At 70.3% G+C, this 23,696-nt stretch carries 22 protein-coding genes; 14 read left to right on the forward strand and 8 right to left on the reverse strand.

Translation table 11 applies throughout. From position 1 onward, the window contains the following. Positions 1-5 precede the first annotated feature (5 nt). The 3 genes from C1704_RS07380 to C1704_RS07390 form a co-directional block, all read right to left on the reverse strand. Positions 6-2,420, reverse strand: a complete 2,415-nt coding sequence (locus tag C1704_RS07380; RefSeq protein WP_104302093.1) for a methyl-accepting chemotaxis protein — start codon at positions 2,418-2,420, stop codon at positions 6-8. Positions 2,421-2,460: 40 nt separating this feature from the next. Then, entirely contained in the window at positions 2,461-2,940 is a 480-nt protein-coding gene (locus C1704_RS07385; RefSeq protein ID WP_170064646.1) for a chemotaxis protein CheW, read from the reverse strand. A gap of 92 nt (positions 2,941-3,032) precedes the next feature. Next, positions 3,033-3,929 carry a response regulator gene (locus C1704_RS07390; RefSeq protein WP_104302095.1) on the reverse strand — a complete coding sequence of 299 codons (897 nt, stop codon included), beginning with the start codon at positions 3,927-3,929 and terminating at the stop codon, positions 3,033-3,035. 192 nt (positions 3,930-4,121) lie between these two features. Here C1704_RS07390 and C1704_RS07395 point away from each other — a divergent pair, with 192 nt between their 5' ends. The 9 genes from C1704_RS07395 (at position 4,122) to C1704_RS07435 (ending at position 13,719) form a co-directional block, all read left to right on the forward strand. Then, positions 4,122-4,625 carry a glutathione peroxidase gene (locus tag C1704_RS07395; protein ID WP_104302096.1) on the forward strand — a complete coding sequence of 168 codons (504 nt, stop codon included), beginning with the start codon at positions 4,122-4,124 and terminating at the stop codon, positions 4,623-4,625. A gap of 50 nt (positions 4,626-4,675) precedes the next feature. Further along, positions 4,676-5,872 (forward strand): amino acid aminotransferase, encoded by a 1,197-nt coding sequence (locus tag C1704_RS07400; RefSeq protein WP_104302097.1) that lies wholly within the window; start codon positions 4,676-4,678, stop codon positions 5,870-5,872. A gap of 10 nt (positions 5,873-5,882) precedes the next feature. Next, positions 5,883-6,845 carry an ABC transporter permease gene (locus C1704_RS07405; protein ID WP_104302098.1) on the forward strand — a complete coding sequence of 321 codons (963 nt, stop codon included), beginning with the start codon at positions 5,883-5,885 and terminating at the stop codon, positions 6,843-6,845. Further along, positions 6,842-7,666, forward strand: a complete 825-nt coding sequence (locus C1704_RS07410) for an ABC transporter permease (protein ID WP_104302099.1) — start codon at positions 6,842-6,844, stop codon at positions 7,664-7,666. The genes C1704_RS07405 and C1704_RS07410 overlap by 4 nt, the downstream gene beginning before the upstream one ends. Continuing rightward, positions 7,663-8,637, forward strand: coding sequence for an ABC transporter ATP-binding protein (locus tag C1704_RS07415; protein WP_104302100.1), 975 nt, complete (start codon positions 7,663-7,665; stop codon positions 8,635-8,637). Before C1704_RS07410 ends, C1704_RS07415 begins: the two co-directional genes overlap by 4 nt. A gap of 2 nt (positions 8,638-8,639) precedes the next feature. Beyond that, complete coding sequence (locus tag C1704_RS07420; protein WP_104302101.1) at positions 8,640-9,428, forward strand: ATP-binding cassette domain-containing protein; 789 nt, start codon at positions 8,640-8,642, stop codon at positions 9,426-9,428. 85 nt (positions 9,429-9,513) lie between these two features. Beyond that, the gene (locus C1704_RS07425; protein WP_104302102.1) at positions 9,514-10,998 is read left to right on the forward strand and encodes an ABC transporter substrate-binding protein; all 1,485 of its coding nucleotides are present in this window, start codon (positions 9,514-9,516) and stop codon (positions 10,996-10,998) included. Then, positions 10,995-12,398, forward strand: coding sequence for an amidase (locus C1704_RS07430; protein ID WP_104302103.1), 1,404 nt, complete (start codon positions 10,995-10,997; stop codon positions 12,396-12,398). Before C1704_RS07425 ends, C1704_RS07430 begins: the two co-directional genes overlap by 4 nt. A 4-nt stretch (positions 12,399-12,402) precedes the next feature. After that, positions 12,403-13,719: a tetratricopeptide repeat protein gene (locus C1704_RS07435; protein ID WP_104302104.1), complete on the forward strand. Its 1,317-nt coding sequence runs from the start codon at positions 12,403-12,405 to the stop codon at positions 13,717-13,719. Here C1704_RS07435 and C1704_RS17975 read toward each other — a convergent pair. Then, positions 13,716-13,937 (reverse strand): glutathione S-transferase family protein, encoded by a 222-nt coding sequence (locus tag C1704_RS17975; protein ID WP_419186787.1) that lies wholly within the window; start codon positions 13,935-13,937, stop codon positions 13,716-13,718. The genes C1704_RS07435 and C1704_RS17975 overlap by 4 nt on opposite strands. Positions 13,938-14,035: 98 nt before the next feature. On the opposite strand from C1704_RS17975, the gene C1704_RS07445 reads away from it, so the two are divergent. Further along, positions 14,036-15,598: a cryptochrome/deoxyribodipyrimidine photo-lyase family protein gene (locus tag C1704_RS07445; protein ID WP_104302105.1), complete on the forward strand. Its 1,563-nt coding sequence runs from the start codon at positions 14,036-14,038 to the stop codon at positions 15,596-15,598. Next, a complete protein-coding gene (locus tag C1704_RS07450; RefSeq protein WP_104302106.1) occupies positions 15,595-16,815 on the forward strand; it encodes an FAD-binding domain-containing protein in 1,221 nt (406 codons plus the stop codon). The genes C1704_RS07445 and C1704_RS07450 overlap by 4 nt, the downstream gene beginning before the upstream one ends. On the opposite strand, the gene C1704_RS07455 is transcribed toward C1704_RS07450, so the two are convergent. Beyond that, a complete protein-coding gene (locus tag C1704_RS07455; protein ID WP_104302107.1) occupies positions 16,812-17,522 on the reverse strand; it encodes a helix-turn-helix transcriptional regulator in 711 nt (236 codons plus the stop codon). The genes C1704_RS07450 and C1704_RS07455 overlap by 4 nt on opposite strands. A 165-nt stretch (positions 17,523-17,687) precedes the next feature. Between C1704_RS07455 and C1704_RS07460 the strand changes: the two genes are divergently transcribed. Continuing rightward, positions 17,688-18,167 carry a hypothetical protein gene (locus C1704_RS07460; RefSeq protein ID WP_146076049.1) on the forward strand — a complete coding sequence of 160 codons (480 nt, stop codon included), beginning with the start codon at positions 17,688-17,690 and terminating at the stop codon, positions 18,165-18,167. Positions 18,168-18,294: 127 nt separating this feature from the next. Next, entirely contained in the window at positions 18,295-18,858 is a 564-nt protein-coding gene (locus C1704_RS07465) for a GAF domain-containing protein (RefSeq protein WP_170064647.1), read from the forward strand. 42 nt (positions 18,859-18,900) lie between these two features. On the opposite strand, the gene C1704_RS07470 is transcribed toward C1704_RS07465, so the two are convergent. From C1704_RS07470 to C1704_RS07480, 3 genes are all read right to left on the reverse strand, one after another. Beyond that, positions 18,901-19,413, reverse strand: a complete 513-nt coding sequence (locus C1704_RS07470) for a hypothetical protein (RefSeq protein WP_146076050.1) — start codon at positions 19,411-19,413, stop codon at positions 18,901-18,903. A gap of 111 nt (positions 19,414-19,524) precedes the next feature. Next, a complete protein-coding gene (gene glpK / locus C1704_RS07475) occupies positions 19,525-21,117 on the reverse strand; it encodes a glycerol kinase GlpK (protein WP_104302111.1) in 1,593 nt (530 codons plus the stop codon). After that, positions 21,114-21,890, reverse strand: a complete 777-nt coding sequence (locus C1704_RS07480) for a DeoR/GlpR family DNA-binding transcription regulator (protein ID WP_104302165.1) — start codon at positions 21,888-21,890, stop codon at positions 21,114-21,116. The genes glpK and C1704_RS07480 overlap by 4 nt, the downstream gene beginning before the upstream one ends. Before the next feature lie 196 nt (positions 21,891-22,086). On the opposite strand from C1704_RS07480, the gene glpD reads away from it, so the two are divergent. Beyond that, on the forward strand, positions 22,087-23,691 hold the full coding sequence (gene glpD / locus C1704_RS07485; RefSeq protein WP_419186788.1) for a glycerol-3-phosphate dehydrogenase: 1,605 nt from the start codon (positions 22,087-22,089) through the stop codon (positions 23,689-23,691). Positions 23,692-23,696: the final 5 nt, after the last annotated feature.

The raw sequence follows: 23,696 nt of genomic DNA on the forward strand, positions 1-23,696 counted from the left end.
GCGGCTCAGTAGACATCCTCGGGCGGTGGCAGACGGAACTGGCCCACGGCTTCGGACAGGCGGCGGGCGTAATCGACCAGCGTCGCGGTCGATTCGGTCTGTTGCTCGATGGCCAGGATGGTCTGGGCCGAGCCGCGGTTGAGCTGGTCCACCGACAGGCGCAGTTCGTGCGCCAGGGTGCTCTGCGCCTGCGAGAAGGCAGCGATCTGCTGCACCAGGCTCACGAGCTGGGCCGTGGTGTCGCGCGTTTCCGCCATCTGAGCGCCGGCAAGGCGGGCCTGTTCGGACTGCTTGACCACCTGGGCGATGAGGCGGTTCATCGTGAGCAGGGTGTCGCCGGTTTCCACCTGGATGCTCTGCACGAGCTGGGCGATCTGGCCGGTGGCCTGACGGGCCGATTCCGACAGGCGCTGCACCTCCTCGGCCACCACCGCGAAGCTGCGCCCGGCCTCGCCGGCGTTGCTGGCCTGCATCGAGGCGTTGAGCGAGAGCACATGGGTGCGCTCGGCGATCGCGTTGATGAGGTTCACGACGGTGGAAATCTCCTGGCTGCGCTCGCCCAGGCGCTTGAAGCGCTTCTCGGTTTCGGCGATCGCCCCGCGCAGCGACTCCATGCCGCGCACGGTGGTGTCCACCGCCTGCAGGGCCGCGTCCGTGGCGGCACTGGCCAGTTCGGCCGCCTCGCTGGAATTGGTGGACAGCGCGGCCATCTGGGCGAGCTGGTAGGTGGCCTGGTTGAGGCTGGCCGCCATGCCTTCCAGCGCGGCGCGCTCCTCCTGCGCCGTCTCATCGACGCGCACGGCCTGCTCCCCCACGAACTCACAGGCGCTGCGCACCTGCTCGGCGATGTTCTGCACCTCGTGCAAGGTGCGGCTGGTCTCGTCGCCGAGCTGGTTGATCGACGACGACAGCGTGCCGATGATGTCCTCGGTGACCTCGGCGCGGGCGGTGAGGTCCTTGTTCGACATCTGGAAGACGGTCTGCAGCAAGGCCACCACCGAGCGGTTCAGGCTGTCGTTTTCTTGCGCGGCCTGCTGCAGGCGCCGCCCGCGTTCGTCGAGCACGCGGTCCAGGGCGGCACTCAGTTCTCCCCATTCGTCGGGCGTGTCGATGCGGCTGCGGGCCTGGGCATCGCCCTGGGCGGCGCGCACGAGCGTCTCGCGCAGTTGCGCCAGCGGCGCCTGCCAGCGCCGGCCCAGTCCGGCCAGGCCGGCGCCGGCCAGCACCATGGCCACGCCGGTGCCGGCCGCTGCCGGCCACCAGGCCAGGCGAGGCTCCGCGCGGCTGCCGGGGGCCTGAGCCTGGGGCTGCCAGACCAGCTGCCACACGGGGCCCTGGGCACCGAGCCGGACGGGCACGCCCGGCAAGGCGCCGGCGGATGGCGGCGGCAGCACGCCCACCGGGGTGTTGCGGTGCTGTGCCAGGGCGCGTTTGTCCTCGGCCACATCCGAGGCGGCGTCTGCGAAGGCCGCGGGGGCGGCGGACCAGGCCGCCGGGACCGAACGCAGCAGCCCGTCGGGGCCGACGAGCCAGGCCTGATCGGTGAGACCGGCCAGGGCGGCCGTGAGCGCCTGCAGCCGGACCCGCCCGGCCAGCACGCCCACCTGGCGGTCGCCGTCGAACACCGGCACCGCGGCAAAGACCTGCCACTCGGCAGGGGCCGGGAGGTAGCGGGCCGCGTCCGACAGGGCTGCGGCCGAAGCATCTGCCGCGCGACGCACGCGGGCATAGGTCTCGGCCAGGGCCGATGCCGCGCCCAGACCCTCCACCAGCGAGGTGGCGAAATCAGGATCCTTGGCCACGCTGTACACGATGGTGTCGGTGGCCGTGTCGATGAGGAGGAGGTCGTCCCAGCCCAGGATGCGGCGCGCCGTACGCCAGGCGGGATGCACCTGGGCGTGAAGCTCGGCATAGCGGCCGGTCAGATCGGCGCGGTCGAGGCTTTCGCGCTCCCCCCCGCCGTGCGGGTTGCGGACCACATAGGCCTGCTGCAGCGCGGCGCTGGCGCGGTCGCGCGACCGGACGGCCGGGCCCAGGTCGGGCAGGGGCTGCCGCTCGGCGCGGGCCCACTCCGGCGTGAGCCGGGTGGCCAGCCAGGCCAGCATCTCGTCATGGACGGCGGCATCGGCGGGCGCCGGTGCCGGTCCGGCCAGTTCAGCCATCGCCTGGGCCAGGCCCTGCACGTCACGCGCCGTGCCAGGCTGGGCGGCCAGGGCACGCAGGGCGGCCAGCCGCTGGTCGATGTCGGACTGCAGGGCGCGGGCGAGCTGGTCGCGCGAGCGGTCCTCGTGAGCCTGCCCGGCGGCGGCCCAGGTCGTGTCCGCGGGGGCGGGGGTCAGGACCAGCGCGGTCCAGGCCAGTGCGGCCCCCAGCACGGCGGCGCCGGCGCCCGCGAGCAGCAGCTTCTGGCTCAGGTTCATGCAGGGCTCCGGGTCGGGGGCATGGGCTTCGCGGTGGGGTTCAGGCCAGGCTGAGCTCGGCGGCCCAGGCTTCCAGCAAGGCGGGGGCGTCGATGACCGCCCAGGGGCGTCCGGTGGCGTCGATGGCGGCGCCCCGGGCGAATTCGGCCAGGGCGGGCGGCAGACTCGGCGGCACACCGGCCACCGTCTTCACCAGGGTGGGCAGGCCGCGGAAGATCAGGCCGGCCACGCGGTCGCCTTCGCCACCCACCAGGACATGGCTGCCGGGCCCCGCTTCGGTGCCTTGGGCCGGATCGAGCCAGCGCGCCAGATCGAAGACCGGGATGACCGCTCCGTCCACATTGGCGGCCCCCATCAGCCAGGCTGGCGCATGGGGCACGTCGGAGAGCTCGATGTCCTCGATCAGGTTGCGCGCCCAGCTGAAAGGAAAGGCCAGCGCCCAGGGGCCGCACAGCACGCCCTGGGCCTGCTCGGCTGTCGGAGCGGACGGGGGTGGGGCGGAGAAGACGTTGGAACTCACGAAAGCGATGCTGCAGCCAGGGTTGCCTGGCGCAGTGTAGAGGCTCCGGACCGCTCAAGGAAACGCCGGGCGCAGCCTGGCCCTGGGGACGCTCAGTTGGCGGCCGTGTTCTCGAAGCTGCGCTGGAAGGCGGCGTCGTGTTCGCTGATCACCCGCACCAGTTCGTCCTCGGACAGCGGCTTGGTGAGGTAGGCGTCGCAGCCGGCCAGGGTGCCACGGATGCGATCGACGGGGCCGGCGCGGCTGGTGAGCATCACCACCACCGGCACCTGGCGCCCCGGCGGCGGCATGCGGCGCTTGATGACCTTGCAGGTCTGGTAGCCGTCCATGCCTTCCATCATCACGTCGAGAAACACGAACTCGAACTGCTGGCGTTCGATGCGCTCCAGCGCCTCCTCGCCGCTGCGGGCCAGATGCACCTTGAAGCCGAAGCGCTTCAGGCGGGTCTGCATGAAGCGCAGGGCGATGTCGGAGTCGTCCACCACCAGGATGTGGTCGAACTTGTCGTCGCCTGCGACCATCACCGAATTGGAGAACCCGCTGCTGCCGCTGAAATCGGTGGTGCCGGCCGGGCCGGCGGGGCGGCCGGAAGTGGCCGCAGGCATGGCCTCGACGGAGAGGCTGGGGGGCGCCGGGGTGGGGGAGGCGGGCGGGGTCGGGGCGGGCCGCGCCGGCGTGGCGCCCGGCTGCACCATCTCGTCGAGCAGGCGCAGGATGTTCATCAGGTTGATCGGCCGGGGCAGTCGGGCGATGCCGGGGCCGACGTCGTTGGCGCCGATGAACAGGGCGCGCTGCAGCTTGCCCGCGCTGCGCACGGCGCTGATGGCCGCCACCTGATCGGCATCGGCGATGGCCAGGTCGCACAGGCGCAGGTCTTCGACCAGGTCGTACGCCGGCTGCCGGCGCGCCGCCAGGCGGAAGAAGGACTGGAAGGTCGAGCGCTCGAAGGGGCTGAAACCCTGGACGGCCACCCGGTAACGCATGCTCATGAGACAGGGGCTCCTGGCCGCAGCCGCGCGCTGACCGTCGGTGCGCCGGCTCCGGCAAAGCGGATGCTGCAATGTTCAGCCCCGCCGCGTCCGGGCGTCAAGCCCGAAAACGAGGGGCGAAGCCTCGTCCTTTCGGGGGATGCCCGGCTCGGCGTACCATGCCTGCTTCGAGTTGCCAGGCTGGTTCGCGCCATGAAATCCACCGACTCCCGCACCGTCTATGACTTCGACGCCCAGGCCATCGACGGCCGGCCCGTGAAGCTGGCCGACTACCGCGGCAAGGTCCTGCTCATCGTCAACACCGCCAGCCAGTGCGGCTTCACGCCGCAGTTCGCCGGGCTGGAAAAGCTCTGGGCGGCCCATGCGGCCCAGGGCCTGGTGGTGCTGGGCTTCCCCAGCAACGAGTTTGGGGGCCAGGACCCGGGCAGCAACGAGGAAATCGCCAGCTTCTGCCAGGTGAACTATGGCGTGAGCTTCCCGATGATGAGCAAGATCAAGGTCAACGGCCCCGACGCCCATCCGCTCTACCAGTGGCTCACCGCCCAGGCGCCGGGCCTGCTGGGCACCAAGGCCATCAAGTGGAACTTCACCAAGTTCCTCGTCGACCGCCACGGTCAGGTGCTCAAGCGCTACGCCCCCACCGACAAACCCGAGGCCATCGAGCGCGACATCGAGGCGGCGCTCGCGGCCGATTGATGGACAGCCGCCCCCGATAATTGAAGTGCCCCGTTTCTGAAGGAGACCCCATGTTCCAGCATGTCGACCCCTATGCCGGCGACCCCATCCTGACCCTGAACGAGAACTTCCAGAAGGACCCCCGGCCGGGCAAGATCAACCTGAGCATCGGGATCTACTTCGATGACGCCGGCCGCCTGCCGGTGATGAGCGCAGTGCGCGAGGCCGAATCGGCGATGCTGCAATCCATCGGTGCGCGGCCCTACCAGCCGATGGAAGGCGCGGCCAACTACCGCCAGGCCGTGCAGCACCTGATCTTCGGTGCCGAGCATGACGCGGTGAAGAGCGGGCGTATCGCCACCATCCAGACCCTGGGCGGCTCCGGTGGCCTCAAGGTGGGCGGCGACTTCCTCAAGCGCTATTTCCCGCAGTCCGAGGTGTGGGTGAGTGACCCCACCTGGGACAACCACCGGGCGATGTTCGAGGGCGCGGGCTTCACCGTCCACACCTACCCCTACTACGACGCGGCCACCGGCGGCCTGCGCTTCGAGGCCATGCTCGCGGCCTTGCGCGACATGCCCGAGCGCAGCATCGTGCTGCTGCATGCCTGCTGCCACAATCCCACCGGCGTGGACCTCACGCGCGAACAGTGGGCGCAGCTCATCCCGGTGATCCAGTCGCGCCGGCTCATCCCGTATGTGGACATCGCCTACCAGGGCTTCGGTGACGGCATCGAGGAAGATGCCTTTGCGATCCGCGCGCTGGCCGATGCGGGGGTGAGCTTCTTCTGCGCCAGTTCGTTCTCGAAGAGCTTCTCGCTCTATGGCGAGCGCTGCGGCGCACTCAGCGTGGTCTGTCCCACGGCCGACGAGGCCGCACTGGTGCTGGGCCAGCTCAAGGCGACCATCCGGCGCAACTACTCCAGCCCGCCCACGCATGGCGGCCAGATCGTCGCGCGCGTGCTGCAGACCCCGGCCCTGCGACAGGCCTGGGCCGACGAGCTCGACGCCATGCGCGCACGCATCCAGGAGATGCGAAAGCGCCTGCATGCCGTGCTGTCGGCCAAGCTGCCGGGACGCAATGTGGACTACTTCATCACCCAGCGCGGCATGTTCAGCTACACGGGCCTGAGCCCCGAGCAGGTGGACCGGCTCAAGGACGAGCATGGCGTCTACCTCGTGCGCACGGGCCGCATGTGCGTGGCGGGGCTGAACCAGCACAACGTCGAAGCCGTGGCCAACGCGATGGCGGCCGTGCTGGCCCAGTGACGCGGCGGCCTTGAGCCTCTTCCTGCTCAAGCGCTTTGTCAGTTTCGTCGCCACCTTGCTGGCGGCGTCGGTGGTGGTGTTCGCCGTGCTGGAGATCCTCCCCGGCAACGCCGCCGAGGTGCGCCTGGGGCCCACGGCCACGCCCGAACAGGTGGCGGCGCTGTCGGCCCAGCTGGGGCTGGATCGCCCCGCCTTCGCCCGTTATGTCGAGTGGGTGGGCGGCTACCTGCGCGGCGACCTCGGGGTGAGCGTCGCCTACGACACGCCGGTGTGGAGCCTCATTGCCGAGCGCCTGCGTGTGAGCCTGCCGCTGGCGCTGCTGGCCATGGGCCTGACGGTGGCGGTGGCGCTGAGCCTGGGCGTGTATGCCGCGGCGCGCCACAACCGCCTGGGCGATGTGGGCGTGATGACGCTCAGCCAGCTGGGCCTGGCCATCCCGAACTTCTGGCTGGCCATCGTGCTGATCCTGGTCTTTGCGGTGCACCTGCAGTGGTTCCCGGCGGGCGGCTTTCCGGGCTGGACAGACGACGAGGGCGGCAGTCTGTGGGACGGCCTGCAGGCGCTGATGCTGCCGGCCGTGGCGCTGGCGGCCGTGCAGGCGGCCATCCTCGCGCGCTTCACGCGTTCGGCCGTGCTCGACACCCTGCGCGAGGACTACGTGCGAACTGCCCGCGCCAAGGGCCTGAGCCGGCGCGCCACGCTGTGGCGCCATGTGCTGCGCAACGCGATGATCCCGGTCATCACCATCATGGGCCTGCAGTTCGGCAACCTGCTCACCAGCGCCATCGTGGTGGAAAACGTCTTCGTGCTGCCGGGCATCGGCCGCCTGGTGTTCCAGGCCATCGCCAACCGCGACCTTGCCGTGGTGCGTGACGTCATCATGCTGCTGGCCGGCGCGGTCATCCTCATCAACTTCATCGTGGACCTGCTGTATGCCTGGATCGATCCGCGGCTGAAAGGGGGCGATGCATGAGGGCGGCCTTGACGCATCGCAGCTTCATGCTGGGCGCCGTGCTCGCGCTGGCCCTGCTGCTCGCCGCCGGGCTGTCGCTGGTGTGGACGCCCTACCCACCCCACGCCATCGACGTGCCCAACCGCTTCCAGCCGCCCTCGGCCGCGCACTGGCTGGGCACCGACAGCCTGGGCCGCGACATCGCCACGTTGCTGCTGGTGGGCGCGCAGAACTCCATCCTCGTGGGGGTGGTGGCGGTGGGCATGGGCCTGGTGCTCGGCGTGGGCCTGGGGCTGCTGGCCTCGGCGCGTCGCGGGGGGGCGGAAGAGTTCGTGATGCGCCTGTCCGATTTCACCTTCGCCTTCCCCGCGCTGCTCACGGCCATCATGCTCACGGCGGTCTATGGCCCCGGGCTCTTCACCTCCATCATCGCGATCGGCATCTTCAACATCCCGGTCTTTGCGCGGCTCACGCGCGCCTCGGCCAACGCCGTGTGGGCGCGCGACTTCATCCTGGCGGCCCGCGCCTGCGGCAAAGGGGCGGTGCGCATCACGCTGGAGCACGTGCTGCCCAACATCGCCTCGGTGATCATCGTGCAGGCCACCATCCAGTTCGCCACGGCCATCCTGGCCGAGGCCGCGCTGTCCTACCTGGGCCTGGGGACCCAGCCGCCCCAGCCCTCATGGGGGCGCATGCTGAACGAGGCCCAGACGCAGATGTTCCAGGCGCCGCAACTGGCGCTCTATCCGGGCGTCGCCATCGCGCTGTCGGTGCTGGGGCTGAACCTGCTGGGCGATGGGCTGCGCGACCTGCTCGACCCCCGTCTTGCGAGGCAGCGATGAGCACCCGGCTGCTGGAGGTGCGCGATCTGCGCGTGACGCTCAACACCTCACGCGGGCCGGCCGATGCCTTGCGGGGCCTGAACTTTGCGCTCGACCGCGGCGAAACGCTGGGGGTGGTCGGTGAGTCGGGCTGCGGCAAGAGCATGCTGGCGCTCACGCTGATGGGTCTCCTGCCCGAGGGGGCGCGGGTGTCGGGCTCGCTGCGCTTCGAAGGCCGCGAGCTGCTGGCGCAGGACGAAGCCGCCTGGTGCCGCCTGCGCGGCGACCGCATCGCGATGGTCTTCCAGGAGCCCATGACGGCGCTCAACCCCCTGCACACGATCGGCCGCCAGGTGGCCGAGCCGCTGCGCCTGCACCGCGGCCTGGACGCCGCCGCGGCCCGTACCGAGGCGCTGCACCTGCTGGAGCAGGTGCGATTGCCCCAGGCGGCGCACCGGCTCGACGCCTACCCCCACCAGCTTTCGGGGGGTCAACGCCAGCGCGTGGTGATCGCGATGGCCCTGGCCTGCCAGCCCGACCTGCTGATCGCCGACGAACCCACCACCGCACTGGACGTGACGCTGCAGCGCGAGATCCTGCAACTCATCGCCGACCTCGTGGCCGAGCGCCACATGGCCCTGATGCTGATCTCGCACGACCTGGCCGTGATCGCCCGCAACGTGCGCCGCGTGATGGTGATGTACGGCGGCCTGGGCGTGGAGCTGGGCCCGGTGGGCGAGGTGCTGCACCGGCCCATGCACCCCTACACCCGCGGCCTGCTCGCCGCCCGCCCCCGGCTGGGCGCGGCGCGCGGCGAACGCCTGCAAACCATCCCCGGCCGCGTGCCGGAGCTGGTGGACCTGCCGCGCGGCTGCCCGTTTGCGGACCGGTGTACGCATCGGGCCCCGGTCTGCGAGGCATCCCCTGTGTCCCACACCGTGGCGCAGGGCCACGAGGTGGCCTGCGTGCGTTGGACCGACCTGAGCCCGTGAGGATGCCCATGCCCCTGCTCGATGTGGCCCACCTCAGCCAACGCTACCGCCTGCCGCGCCAGTCGCTGTGGCGGCCGGCCGAGGAGGTGCGGGCGCTGGATGACGTGAGCCTGCGCATCGAGGCCGGTCGCAGCCTGGGCGTGGTGGGCGAGTCGGGCTCGGGCAAGTCCACGCTGGCGCGGCTGGTGATGGCGCTGGAGCGGCCCACGGCGGGCACGGTGACCCTGCTGGGCCGGGACCTGCACCGCCTGGCCCCTGCCGAGTTGCGCCGGGCGCGGCGCGACATCCAGATGGTGTTTCAGGACCCTTACGGCTCGCTCGACCCGCGCCAGACGGTGGGCCGCATCGTGGCCGAGCCGCTGTCGGTGATGGACGAGGTGGGCGCCGACGAGCGCCGCGCACGGGTGGCGCAGTCGTTGGAGGCCGTGGGCCTGCGCGCAGGCGACATGGCCAAGTACCCGCACGAGTTCTCGGGCGGCCAGCGCCAGCGCATCGCCATTGCCCGCGCCCTGGTGACGCGGCCCCAGCTCATCGTGGCCGACGAGCCGGTCAGCGCGCTGGACGTGTCGGTGCAGGCCCAGGTGCTCAACCTGATGCGCGACCTGCAGCGCGACTTCGGCGTGACCTACCTCTTCATCAGCCACGACCTGGCGGTCGTGGAGTACCTCTGCGACGAGGTGGTGGTGATGCAGCACGGCCGCATCGTGGAGCGGGGCGACACGGCCGCCGTCTTCCATGCGCCGCAGGCGGCCTACACCCGCACGCTGCTGGCGGCGGTGCCGACGCTGTGAGGTGCGCTGGCGATTGCCCGGCCGCACCATTCATGGTGGAATGGCAGCGCTGGCTTTCCTTCCCGTTCGTTCGAGGAGTGTCTCCATGAAGTGGCATCTTCGCCTCGTGGCCGCCCTGGCCCTGAGTGCCCTGGCGCTGGGCGCCTCCGCGCAGTCGCGCAAGGACAGCGTCGTGATCGGCATGACGCTGGAACCGCCGGGGCTGGACCCCACGACCGCGCCGGCGGCGGCCATCGGCGAGATCGTCCACTACAACATCCTCGAAGGCCTCACCAAGGTGCGCATGGACGGCAGCGTGGGCCCGCTGCTGGCCGAGAGCTGGACGATCTCGCCCGACGGGCGCAGCTATGTCTTCAAGCTGCGGCGCGGCGTGAAGTTCCACGATGGCGAGGACTTCGACGCCTCGGACGTGAAATTCAGCTTCGAGCGCGCCAAGGCCGAGGGCAGCACCAACAAGGCCAAGAAGGCGGTGTTCGACAACATCACGCGCATCGACACCCCCGATGCCCACACCGTCATCCTCACGCTGGACAAGGCCGATGGCACGATGCTTTTCCGTCTGGGCGAGAACACCGCGGTGATCCTCGACCCCAAGAGCGCAGCCACCACCAGCACCCGCCCCATCGGCACCGGCCCCTTCAAGTTCGACACCTGGGCCAAGGGCTCGGCCGTCACGATGAGCAGGTGGCCGGGCTACCGCGATGCGGCCACTGTTCGCCTGAACCGCGTGACCTTCCGTTTCATCAACGACCCCGCTGCCCAGGTGGCCGCGCTGCTGGCCGGCGATGTGGATGCCATCCCGCGCTTCCAGGCCACGCAGAGTGTCGGCCAGTTCCGCAACGACAAGCGCTTCAATGTGGAGGTGGGCGGCACCGAGGGCAAGACCATCCTGAGCATCAACAACCGCCGCAAGCCCTTCGACGACGTGCGTGTGCGCCGCGCCGTGGCCCATGCCATCGACCGCAAGGCGCTGATCACCGGCGCGATGGACGGTTTCGGCACGCCGATCGGCAGCCACATGGTGCCCAGCGATGCCGGCTATGTGGACCTCACCGGCATGTACCCCTACAACCCCGAGCGCGCGCGTGCGCTGCTCAAGGAAGCCGGCGTGACAGGGCCGATCAACGTCACGCTCACGCTGCCTCCGCCGGCCTATGCGCGGCGCGGCGGCGAGATCATCGCGGCCCAGCTCGCCCAGGTGGGCATCAACGCCAAGATCGAGAACGTCGAGTGGGCGCAGTGGCTCTCGGGCGCCTTCAAGGGCAACTTCGACCTCACCATCATCAGCCACGTCGAGCCGCTGGACATCGCCATCTACGCCAACCCCGAGTACTACTTCGGCTACGACTCCAAGGCCTTCCGCAGCCTGCTCGCCAAGTTCAACGAAACCGTCAGCGAGGCCGGCCGCCTGGCCGTGCTGGGCGAGATGCAGCGCCTGCTGGCCACTGATGCGGTGAACGCCTTCCTCTTCCAGTTGCCCCACATCGCGGTGAGCCGCCGCGGCCTGCAGGGCATCTGGAGCAGTTCGCCCATCTTCGCCAACGACATGGGAGCGGTGCGCTGGCAATGAAGTCCGACACCCCTACGGTCCTGCACGAGCTTTCGGCCACCGAGCTGCTGGCCCAGTATGCCCGCGGCACGCTCTCGCCCGTCGAAGTGACCCGCGCCGTCATCGCCCACATCGAGCGCTGGGAGCCGCACCTGAAGGCCACCTACGCCTTCGATCCCGAAGGGGCGCTCGCAATGGCGCGCGCCTCGGAGGCGCGCTGGCGCCGGGGCGAGGCCCTGGCGCTCGACGGTGTGCCGGTGATGATCAAGGAGAACATCGCCACGCGCGGCGTGCCCACGCCCCTGGGCACGGCGGCCACCGAGCTGGTGCCGGCCGAAGAGGACAGCCCACCCGCCGCGCGGCTGCGCGAGGCCGGGGCCGTCTTCCTGGGCAAGACCACCATGCCCGACTACGGCATGCTGTCCTCGGGGCTGTCGAGCTTCCACCCGCTCACCCGCAACCCCTGGGACCTGCGCAAGAACCCTGGCGGCTCCAGTGCCGGCGCGGGGGCTGGTGTGGCCGCCGGGTACGGCCCGCTGCACCTGGGCACCGACATCGGCGGCTCGGTGCGCCTGCCCGCGAGCTGGTGCGGCATCGTCACGCTCAAGCCCAGCCTGGGGCGCATCCCCATCGATCCACCCTATCCCGCACGTGTGGCCGGGCCCATGACCCGCACCGTGGCCGATGCAGCGCTGATGATGGGCCCGCTGAGCCGCCCCGATGCGCGCGACCACATGAGCCTGCCCTGGCAGGACATCGCCTGGCACGACCTGGACTGTGACGTGAAGGGCCTGCGCATCGGTCTGCACCTCGACGCTGGCTGGGGCACGCCGGTGGCCTGCGAGGTGCGCGAAGCCGTCTTGGCGGCGGCCCGGGCCTTCGAGGCCGCCGGGGCCGTCGTCGAGCCGCTGGCTCCCTGGTGCGACCGCAGCATGATCGAAGGGGTGGACCGCTTCTGGCGCACGCGCTTCTGGATCGAGCTGCGCAAGATCAGTGTCGAACGCCGCGAACGCATCCTGCCTTTCATCCGCGCCTGGGCCGAGGGCGGGGCCGGCTGGAGCGGCGAAGACCTCTTCGAGGCCTACAGCCAGACCCTGGCCATCCGCAAGGCCACGGTGGACGCCACCCAGCCCTACGACTACGTGCTCTCGCCCACGGCGCCCATGGTGGCCTTCGACGCCGAGCTGCCCTGTCCGACGAACGACGTCACGCGGCCCTTCGACCACATTGCCTTCACGCTGGCCTACAACATGAGCGAACAGCCGGCCGCCTCGATCAATGCCGGCTACACCGCCGAAGGCCTGCCCATCGGCCTGCAGATCGCCGGACGGCGCTTCGACGATCTGGGCGTGCTCCAGATGGCGCGGGCCTGGGAACGCCTGCGCCCGGCCCAGCGGCCCTGGCCCATGCCGCCGGCTTGACGCCATGCAAGACCGCCGCGGCTGCCCGGTGAGCACCGCCAGCAAGGCGGCGCTGGATCACGTCGAGCAGGCCCTGTGGCGCCTGTCGTCCTTCTACGGCGACCCGCTGGGCGACCTGGACGCCGCCAGCGCCGCCGACCCCGGCTGGATGCTGCCGCATGTGATGCGTGCGGGCTTCCTGCTTTCGCTCACCGAACGCCATCTGCTGGCGCCAGCACGCGAGGCCCTCGACGAGGCGGCACGCTGCCACGGCAACGAACGCGAGCAGGCCCACCTGGGTGCCGCGCAGCGGGCCCTGGCCGGCGACTGGCAGGGCGCCTGCGAGCTGTGGGAGCGTGTGCTGCTGGACCACCCCTGCGATCCCCTCGCCCTGCAGCTGGCCCATCTCTTCGACTTCTATCGCGGTGATGCCCGTGAACTGCGGCTGCGTGTGGCCCGCGTGTTGCCGCAGTGGTCGCGCGACGATGCGCTCTATCCCTATGTGCTGGGGATGTACGCCTTCGGCCTGGAGGAGAACCATCTCTACCCGCAGGCCGAGGCCGTGGGCCGCGAGGCCCTGGACGGTGGGGCCCGCGTGCCCTGGGCCGTGCATGCCGTGACCCACGTGATGGAGATGCAGGGACGCCATGACGACGGCCGCGCCTGGCTGCAGTCGCAGCGCCGCAACTGGTCGGAAGACGACAACGGCCTGCGTGGCCACAACGCCTGGCACCTTGCACTGTTCCACCTGGAAGCGATGGACCTGGACGGCGCCCAGCGGGTCTACGACGGCGAAGTGGCCCCGCTGATCGAGGGCGGCCTCACGCTGCAACGCCTGGACGCGGCGGCCCTGTTGTGGCGTCTGCACCTCCTGGGTGCTGACGTGGGCTCACGATGGCAAGCGCTTGCGGCACGATGGGCGCGGGACACCGATGCCATCGGACACTATGCCTTCAACGACGCGCATGCCCTCATGGCCCGCCTGGGCGCCGGGGACGTGAGCGGTGCCGAAGCCCTGCTGGCGCAAGTGATCGACCAGGCCCAGACCCAGCCCGGGCTCAACCGCGCCATGGCCCAGGAGGTGGGCCTGCCGCTGATGCGCGGGCTCATCGCCTTCGCCCGACAGGACTGGGACACGGCCGTGACACATCTCGCCCCGCTGCGCGCCGTGGCGCATCGCTTTGGCGGCAGCCATGCGCAGCGCGATCTCATCGACCTCACGCTGATGAGCGCTTGCGCACGCGGCGCCCACCGCTCGCTCGGCCGTGCGCTGCTCAACGAACGGGTGCTGGCCAAGGGCCCCACGCCGCAGGTGGTGCACTGGCGGTCCCGTCTGGGCTAGACCACCGCACCCGGTGTGCTGGCCCAGCGTTTGGGGTAGAAGTGAATGATGAGCGTGACCTGCAGCGTGTTGGTGAGCCACATCAGCCACTTGTCGAAGTGCGCCCGCTCGGGGGCACCATCGCGGCGGTGCTGGGGTAGTAATGCAGTTGCAGCATGGGCTGGCCCCTCTCGAAAGCGTCGTGCGCATTGTGAGGCGAACGCGCCGCAAGCGTTCATCGAGAACCCTGCTGTCGTACGACGCTTGCCCCCGCAAGGCCTGGGTGCATCGCCCGCCGCAGAGCCGGCTCCACAGGCAGGTTTCCCACAATGCGCGCATGACCACCCTCGTCTGGTTCAAGCGCGACCTGCGCATGCACGACCACGCGCCGCTAGCCGCCGCGGCGCAGGCCGGGCCGGCCGTGGGGCTCTACGTCATCGAGCCCGCGTGGTTGGCCAGCCCGGAATGCGATGCCCGCCATGTGGCCTTCGTGCTGGGTGGGCTGGCGCTGCTGCGTGCGCGGTTGGCCGCCAAGGGCTTGCCGCTGCTGGTGGAGCACGGCCCGATGACCGAAGTGCTGGAGCGCCTGCGGCAGCGTCTGGGTGTGGTGCGGCTGTTCAGCCACGAGGAAACCGGCCCGGGGTGGACCTACGACCGGGACCGTGCCGTGGCCACCTGGTGCCGTGCGCAGGGCGTGATGTGGCAGGAGTGGCCGCAGACCGGCGTGGTGCGGCGCCTGCGCTCGCGCACCGGCTGGGCGGCGCGCTGGGCCGCACGCATGAACGCGGCGGAGTGCGCCGAGCCGCGAGGCTTCACCGCCCCCCGGCTGGACCTGCCCGAGCTGCCCATGCTGGCGCACCTGGGGCTTGCGCCCACCCGCGTGCCGCTGCCCGAGTCCGGTGAGGATGCGGCACTCGCCACGCTCGACGACTTCCTGCAGCGCCGAGGCGGGCGCTACCGGCGTGAGCTCTCCAGCCCACTGGGTGCGGCCACCGGGTGCAGCCGTCTGAGCGCCCATCTCGCCTTTGGCATGGTGTCGATGCGCCGGGTGCACCAGGCCACCGAGGCGCGCATCGCGGCCCTGCAGGCCGAGGGCGACGACGCCTCGCGGCGCTTTGCGCATGCGCTGCGCGGCTTCGCCGGCCGCCTGCGCTGGCACTGCCACTTCATGCAGAAGCTCGAAGACGAGCCCGAGATCGAGTGGCGCAACTTCTCGCGCGCCTGCGACGGTCTGCGCGAACCGGTCTTTGACCGCATGCGCTTCGACGCCTGGTGCCAAGGCCAGACGGGCTACCCCATGGTGGATGCCTGCATGCGCTCGCTCGTGGCCACCGGCTGGCTGAACTTCCGCATGCGCGCCATGCTGGTGAGCTTTGCGGCCTACCACCTGTGGCTGCACTGGCGCCAGCCGGGCCTGCATCTGGCGCGCCAGTTCCTCGACTTCGAGGCCGGCATCCACTGGAGCCAGATGCAGATGCAGTCGGGCACCACCGGCATCAACACCCTGCGCATCTACTCACCCACCAAGCAGGCGCGCGACCACGACCCGCAAGGGGTGTTCATTCGCCGCTGGGTGCCCGAACTCGCCCGCCTGCCGCTGCCCTTTCTGGCCGAGCCCTGGACGGCACCCCCCGAGGTGCAGCGCGCGGCGGCTTGCGTGATCGGCCGCGACTACCCGGCGCCCATCGTGGATGCCACGCAAGCCGTGGCCCAGGCGAAAGACCGCCTCTACGGACTGCGCCGCCAGCCCGAGGCCCGTGCCGAGGCCGATGCCATCCAGTCGCGCCATGGCTCGCGCAAGAGCGGCCTGCCTCCCACGACGAAGCGCGCCCGCACGCGCCGGGCCCGCTCACCAGGCGATCTGCAGCGCGACCTGTTTGCCGACGAAGCCCTCTCATGAGCGCTGACCTGCCCGACACGTGCGATACGTGGCCATCCACGCTGCAGGCCGCCCGCATGCGCCTGGCGGCCGTGCGCCCGGCCGAGTACGCCCGCAGCCGCAACCACCTCGACGGTGCGGTGACCCGGCTGTCGCCCTATGTCACGCACGGCTTCCTGCACCTGCCCGAGGTGCTCGCGGCCGTCGTCGCACGCCATCGGCTCGACCTGAACCACAAGTTCGTCCAGGAACTCGGCTGGCGAGCCTACTTTCACCACGTGTGGCACCACGAAGGCGAACGCATCTTCGTCAGCCTGCATGACGGGGTGCTGCCCGATGACGCCTATGCGCGCGCGTTGCCGCGCGACCTCCGCGAGGGCGCCACCGGCGTGCCTGTCATCGACACGGCGGTGCGCACGCTCTATGCCACCGGCTGGCTGCACAACCACGTGCGGATGTGGCTGGCGTCCTATGTGGTGCACCTGCGCAAGGTGCACTGGCGCGCCGGGGCCGACTGGCTGTTCGCCCACCTGATCGACGGCGACCTCGCCAGCAACCACCTGAGCTGGCAATGGGTGGCTGGCACCGGCAGCCACAAGCCCTACCTCTTCAACGCCGACAACGTGGCCCGCTACGCACCGCCGGGCTCGCCCTGGCTCAGCCCCGGCAGCGTCATCGACACGAGCTACGAGACGCTGGACCAGCTGGCCCGTCAGGGGGCGCCGGTGCCCGGGCCCGGTGGCGAAGGCATCGCGGAGCCGAGCTGGCGGAAGCGCCCACCGGACGATCTGTTCGACCCCCTCGACCCAGCGTGCGTGGAGGGGCGAACCGTGTGGCTGATGCACCCCTGGGCTCTGGGGCCGGTGCCGGACGACCTGCCGCCGGACACGCTCTGTCTGGGCTGGTGGCCCGCTCCGTTCCACAGTCGCTGGCCCTGGAGCGAGCGGCGCTGGCGCTTCGTCGGCGACCGCCTGCGCGCGGTCTGCGAGGCCGTGTGGTGGGTGGATGCCCAGGGCCTGGCCGTGGCGCTGGCCCGCGCGCGCCGCGTGGACGGCTGGGCCGACCCCCATCTGGGCCCCGTGCCCTGGCCGTTGCGGGCGCCGCCCTCGCTCTTCGGCGAGCCGGGGCGGCGTTGCCGCTCCTTCTCGCAGTTCTGGCAGCAGGTCACGCGCGGGCTGGACGGCCTCGACGAGTTGCCCGGACTCATCGACGCGCGGCGCCAGGCCGAGCTGTTCTAGGCGTCCACTGCGGCGCTGCGCTCCGTCATCTCGGTCTCGATGCGTCGCAACAGGTCGGCCAGGGTCTTGCCGGGCTCGTCGCGGAAGCGCTCGTTCAAGGGCTCCAGGTGCTCGATGCGGTCCACGCGGAAGGTGCGGAAGTCGTCGCGCGACTCGCACCAGGCCGTGAGCGTCCACAGCCGGCCCCAATAGGTGCAGGCCAGCGGACGGACCACACGCTCGCTCGTCTGGTCCTTCAGGTCGCGATAACGGATGTGCAGCTTGTGGCGCTGCTCGGCGGCATGCTGGGCCGATTCGAGGTGCGCGCGCGTGGTGGCGTCGATGGCCACCTCGGGGGCATACAGCGGCACGCTTTCCGCGGCGGCCCGTTCCAGCCCAGGCAGCACCGCCAGGATCTTGCTCAGGGCCCCCTCGGCGCCGCGCGCCAGCTGCGGCCCCATCCAGCCCTGGGCCATGCGCACGGACGCCACCAGGGCCTGAGCCTCGGTGGCGGTGAACATCAGCGGGGGCAGGTCGAAGCCCGCGCCCAGGCGGTAGCCCACGCCAGCCTCGCCCTCGATGGGCACACCCTGGGCCTGCAGGTCGGCCACGTCGCGGTAGATGGTGCGCTCGGACACCTCCAGCCGCTGCGCCAGCCACGCCGCCGTGGACAGGCGGCGCCCGCGGATCAATTGCACCAGTTCAAACAGACGGTCAGCGCGTCGCATCGAGTCATCCTACGCCGGCGAGGCCCGGCCTGTGTGAGGCGAGCATGCTGCGCCCAGGCTCCTGACAACGTGGTGGCAGCAGGGGCGAGGGCCGCACAAGTCCCCGCTCGAAAGATTCGCTTACGAATCCACACGTCTCAGCGTCTAGAGTGAAGGGCTATGCCGATGTTTCCTCTCTCTTCGCTTTCGCACCGCTGGCTGGCGCCGCTGGCCCTGGCCACCGTGCTGGCCGGCTGCGCCACGCCCGACATCCGCGGCGTCTCCAGCTTCCGTGTCCCGCCCGGCAACGTGCCGCCGGTGGGGCAGTGCGCCATCTGGTACCCGGGCCTGCCGGCCAGCCACCAGCCGCCGGCCATGTCATGCAACAAGGCCCATGCCGATGCCGAGACCTGGGGCGGTGTGGTGATCTGGGCCGAATCGGCCGCGGCGCGCCGCAGCGGCGAGGTGGCCTATGTGCGCTACGGCCCCCATGGCCTCAACGGCATCCCGCCCGGTCAGTTGCCCCCGCCGGGTCGGTGCCGCCTGTGGCTGCCCGACCGACCTGATGGGCAGCAACCGCCACCGGCGGATTGCCGCCGTGTCGAGGCCCAGCAGCGCACCAGCGGTGGGCGGGTGCTCTACATGCCGGGCAGCGATCTGCGCTGAGCGAGCGCCCACATCAACTTCTTCTGTCGTGCTGATGCTGCACTGCGGGTTGCCCCCGACTTGAGCCGCGCGCACCCTGTGCCGAAATAGCACAGGTGTGTTCAGGCAGAACGGGAGGAGCAGCATCGTGCAGACCGCCGCCGCCGACAGCCTTTTGCGGGGCTGGCGCGACGACCTATTGAGCGGCCGCCTCAGCCTGGCCGGTTTCCGCCAGGTGGTCACCGCCCACGTGCTCAGCCAGATCCGCTGCAGCGAGGTCAGCATCTGGCACTTCACCGGCCCCGTGGGCCAGCGCCGTCTCGTCTGTGTGGCCGCCAACGATCAGGTCGGCGGCTGGCACGAGCGGCCCTACGACGACCTGCTCGAGTCCCAGTTCGGCGAATACTTCGACGAACTGTCCCGCACCCGCATCGTGCGCTCCGACGATGCCTGGGCCGATCCGCGCCTGGCCGGTTTCCGTGACACCCTCGTCGAGCGCGATGTGCGCGCCCTGCTCGACGTGAGCTTTGCCGTCAACGGCCACATCTACGGCGTGATCTGCTGCGAACAGACCGGCCACACCCGCAACTGGACCCCCGCCGAAACCCAATGGCTGCGCCGCTTCGCCACGGCGCTCAGCACCCAGATCGCCCGCGCCCGCGGGGCCGACCAGTGGGAGAAGCCGTTGCCGGCGGCGGTGATGGTGCGGTGAGAGCGGCGCGCACGCAGGGCTGAAGCCGCCGGCCCTCCATGCTCACGGTTTGGGGGCGCTTTGCCGGGACATCCTCTGGCTCCGGCGATTGACAGATCGGCTCTCGCGCTCCAGCCAGGCGAACCAGAGCAGCCCCAGGCTGACAGTGGCGACGATCAGAAGCTGGAGGATGCGCTCCGTGCGCACCTTGGACAGGCGCTGCGCTGCATCAGCGGCATCCACCAAGACCCTGTTCGGGTTTCGCGCCGACACCGCGAAGTGATCGCCAAAGACCGAGAGGCGAACGACCTCCAACTGAAGGTCGCTCGACCCGGAGCGCACGCTCTCGCAGAGTGGCCCCGACACGTTGCACGGCAGGGACAGGCGTTGCCCCTCTGGTGTTCTCACCGTGACGGAACGCTCTCCCTTCCCAAAGGCCACCGCTTGGGCCACCACGGGCCTGGCGAGCACGTGAAGTGTTTGGGAGGACGGCAGGCGTGTCAGGTCGACGACCAAGATCACGCAGAAGCCGAGGGCCAGGAATGCGCCAAAGGTGCGGAGGTTGAGCTTCAACATGGCGTAGACCCGTTGTTGGGAAGTGGACAAGACCGACAAGTCTAGGCAGCGACCGCGCGTGCAAGCCTCCCTCGGAAGAGGGTGTTGCGCGAAGCCCAACGACGACGGTGACTACTCCAACGTCGCCTGCCTCACCGCATGCTCCCAGCGCGCCATGAGTTCCTCAGCGCGGCTGCGCGGCATGGTTGGGAGGAAGCGGCGGTCCACCTGCCAGAGGGCGGCGAGTTCGTCGAGGTTCTTGTACACGCCGCATTGCAGGCCAGCCAGGTAGGCCGCGCCCAGGGCGGTGGTTTCGATGACCTTGGGGCGCACGACGGGGATGCCCAGCAGGTCGGCCTGGAACTGCATCAGCAGGTTGTTGACGCAGGCGCCGCCGTCCACGCGCAACTCGGTGACTTGCGAGAGGCTGGCCGTTGGCGCAGCGGGCCGAGCGCCCGGCCGCTCCGAAGCCGGCCCGCGCCCCCCCGGGGGACCGTCCGGCGTACCCGCCGGACGAGGGGCAGACAGGTCGCGGCTCATGGCTTGCAGCAGGGCAGCACTCTGGAAGGCGATCGATTCCAATGCGGCGCGGGCAATGTGGGCGGCGGTGCTGCCGCGGGTGAGGCCCACGATGGCGCCGGTGGCCTTGGGTTTCCAGTAGGGGGCGCCCAGGCCGGTGAAGGCGGGCACGAACATCACGCCGCCGGAGTCGGGCACGGTGTCGGCCAGGCTTTCCACCTCGCCCGAGGCCTTGATGGCGCGGATGCCGTCGCGCAGCCACTGCACCACGGCGCCGCCGATGAAGACGCTGCCTTCCAGCGCGTATTCGGGCGTGGCCGAGGGCTGTGCGGCGCTGGTGGTCACCAGGCCGTTCTGTGAAAGCTGGAAGCGCTCGCCGGTGTGCATCAGCATGAAGCAGCCGGTGCCGTAGGTGTTCTTCGCCAGCCCTGCCTTGAAGCAGGCCTGGCCGAAGAGGGCCGCCTGCTGGTCGCCCGCGATGCCGGCAATCGCCAGGTGCTTCGGGCCCTGTGCGTCGAGCAGGCCGGGGATGACCTCGCCGTAGCGGTGGCTGGAGGGATGGACGTCGGGCAGCAGCGAGGCGGGGATGTCGAGCGCGCGCAGCAGCTCCTCGTCCCAGCGGTTCTCGCGCACGTTGAAGAGCATGGTGCGCGAGGCGTTGCTCACGTCGGTGGCATGCACGCGCCCACCGGTGAGCTGCCATACCAGCCAGCTGTCCACGGTGCCGAAGGCGAGTTCGCCGCGTTGCGCCCTGGCGCGCGCGCCGCTCACGTGGTCGAGGATCCACTTGAGTTTGGTGCCCGAGAAATAGGCATCGATGCGCAGGCCGGTCTTGGCCTGCACCACCGGTTCCAGGCCGGCGGCGCGCAGGGCTTCGCAGGTGGGCTCGGCGCGGCGATCCTGCCAGACGATGGCGTTGTAGACGGGCTCGCCGGTGGCGCGGTCCCACACCACGGTGGTCTCGCGCTGGTTGGTGATGCCCAGGGCGGCAATGGCCTGGGCGCGCGCGCCCACCTGGGCCAGCACCTCGCGCGCGGTGGCGAGCTGGCTGTCCCAGATCTCGCGCGGGTCGTGTTCGACCCAGCCGGGTTGGGGGTAGAGCTGGCGGAACTCGCGCTGGGTCATCGCGACGATCTGGCCGTCGCGGTCGAAGACGATGCTGCGCGAGCTGGAGGTGCCTTGGTCCAGCGCAAGGATGTAGCTCATGGCGTGTCCTCAGGGGCGATGATGCATTGCACGTCGGCCTCGGCCAGCAGGGCCGGGAAGGGCTCGGGGGGCGGTGCGTCGGTGAAGAGGCGGTCGAGTTCGCTGATGTGTCCGAGCTCGACCATCGCGGGGCGGTTGAACTTGCTGTGGTCGGCGGCGAGCCAGATCTCGCGCGAGTGTTCGACGATGGCGCGCGAGACCTTCACCTCGCGGTAGTCGTAGTCGCGCAACGTGCCGTCGGCCTCGATGCCCGAGATGCCGATCAGGCCGATGTCCACGCGGAACTGGCGGATGAAGTCGACCGTGGCCTCGCCGATGATGCCGCGGTCGCGCGAGCGCACCACACCACCGGCGACGATGACCTCGCAGTCGGGGTTGTCGCTGAGGATGGCCGCCACGTTGAGGTTGTTGGTGATCACGCGCAGGCCGCGGTGGCGCAGCAGCGCGTGGGCCACCGCTTCGGTGGTGGTGCCGATGTTCAGGATCAGCGAGCAGCCTTCGGGCACGGCCTGCGCCACCGCGCGCGCGATGCGGCGCTTGGCCTCGGCGTTCAGGCTCTGGCGCTGGCGGTAGGCGATGTTCTCCACCGTCGAGCTGGGCACGCGCACGCCGCCGTGGAAGCGCGCGATCAGGCCGGCTTCGCTGAGCATCTTCACGTCGCGCCGCACGGTCTGCAGGGTCACGCCGAAGCGCTCGGCCAGGGCCTCGACCGAGACCGAACCGAGGCGGCGCACTTCGTCCAGCAACTGGGATTGGCGGGGGTTGGGGGTCATCAGGGGCAGGCTCGACATGCTGCGCATTGTCCCGCGCGTCCGGGGACAGTGGCGCCGCGAACCTTAAGCGAACAAAAACGAAAAGACATGCGGGTTTACCAGGCCTTGATCTGTGCGGTCTTTCCGCATAAAACGAAAAAAGAGGAGCAAAAACGAACATAATCGAACTTTTCCTCAGGAGCCCACCTTGGACCGCGTGCCCCACGCCAGCATCGACCGACCCGACACCGCCGCGCCGACAGAGGCGCCGGGCGAGCCCCTGCGCTGCGACGTGCTCGTCGTGGGCGGCGGCATCAATGGAGTGGGCATTGCACGCGATCTCGCCGGGCGTGGCCTGAAGGTCGTGCTGTGCGAAAAGGACGACCTGGCCTCGCACACCTCGTCGTCGTCGACCAAGCTGATCCATGGCGGGCTGCGCTACCTCGAGTACTACGAGTTTTCGCTCGTGCGCAAGGCGCTGCAGGAGCGCGAGGTGCTGCTGAAGAGCGCGCCGCACATCATGTGGCCGTTGCGCTTCGTGATGCCGCACGACCCCGCCATGCGCCCGGTGTGGATGATTCGCGCCGGGCTTTTCCTCTACGACCATCTGGCGCGCCGCGAGGTGCTGCCGGGTTCGGAAACCGTGGACCTGCGCCGCCATGCCGCCGGCGCACCGCTCAAGGGGCTCTACACCAAGGGCTTCGTGTATTCCGACGGTTGGGTGGACGACGCGCGGCTGGTGGTGCTCAACGCGCTCGATGCCCAGGCCCATGGGGCCACCATCCTCACGCGCACGCGCTGCACCGAGGCACGCCGCAGCGCGCAGGGCTGGGAGGCCACACTGAAGACGGCGCACGGGGCCGTGGTGCATGTCCAGGCACGGGCGCTCGTGAACGCCGCCGGCCCCTGGACCGAGGAGTTCCTGCGCCGCGACGCCGGCCAGAAGAACACCAAGTCGCTGCGCCTGGTGAAGGGCAGCCACATCGTCGTGAAGAAGATGTTCGACCACCCCATGGCCTACATCTTCCAGAACCCCGACAAGCGCATCATCTTTGCCATCCCCTACGAGGACGACTACACGCTGATCGGCACCACCGACGTCGAGCACCACGGCGCCATCGGCACCGCCCAGATCGACGAGAGCGAGATCGCCTACCTGTGCGAGCAGGCCAGCCGCTACTTCCGCAAGCCGGTCACGCGCGCGGACGTGGTGTGGACCTACGCCGGCGTGCGTCCGCTGCTGGACGACGCCTCGGGCGACCCGTCTGCCGTCACGCGCGACTACCTGCTGGAGCTCGACACCGCCCAGGCGCCGCTGCTGTCGGTGTGGGGCGGCAAGATCACTACTTTCCGCAAGCTCGCCGAAGAAGCGGCCGACCTGCTGTGCCCGCCGCTGGCGCACACGCCCTCGGGCTGGACCGAGGGTCGATTCCTGCCCGGCGGGGACCTGAGCGCGTTCATCGGCGCACCTCAGCGCCCGGACACCGACTTCGAACGCTTCGACCAGGCCCTGGCGCAGCGCCACCCTTGGCTGCCAGCCCGCGTGCGCCGCCGCCTTGCCCGGGCCTATGGGTCCCGTGTCGGCCTGGTGCTGGGTGCGGCGGCCGGCCTGGCGGACCTGGGCGGCGAAGTGGCGCCCGGGCTCTATGAGGCCGAGCTGCACTACTTGTGTGCTCATGAGTGGGCCACCTGCGCCGACGACGTGCTGTGGCGTCGCAGCAAGCTGGGCCTGCATTACACCGAGGCCCAGCGTGATGCCGTGGTGCAGTGGTTTGCCACCCATGCCGTGGGCGCGGCCCGGGAGCCGGCCGTGGCGAGCTAGCGGTC

Origin of the sequence: Caldimonas caldifontis (genome assembly GCF_002930615.1) — a bacterium.
Classification (GTDB): domain Bacteria; phylum Pseudomonadota; class Gammaproteobacteria; order Burkholderiales; family Burkholderiaceae_C; genus Caldimonas; species Caldimonas caldifontis.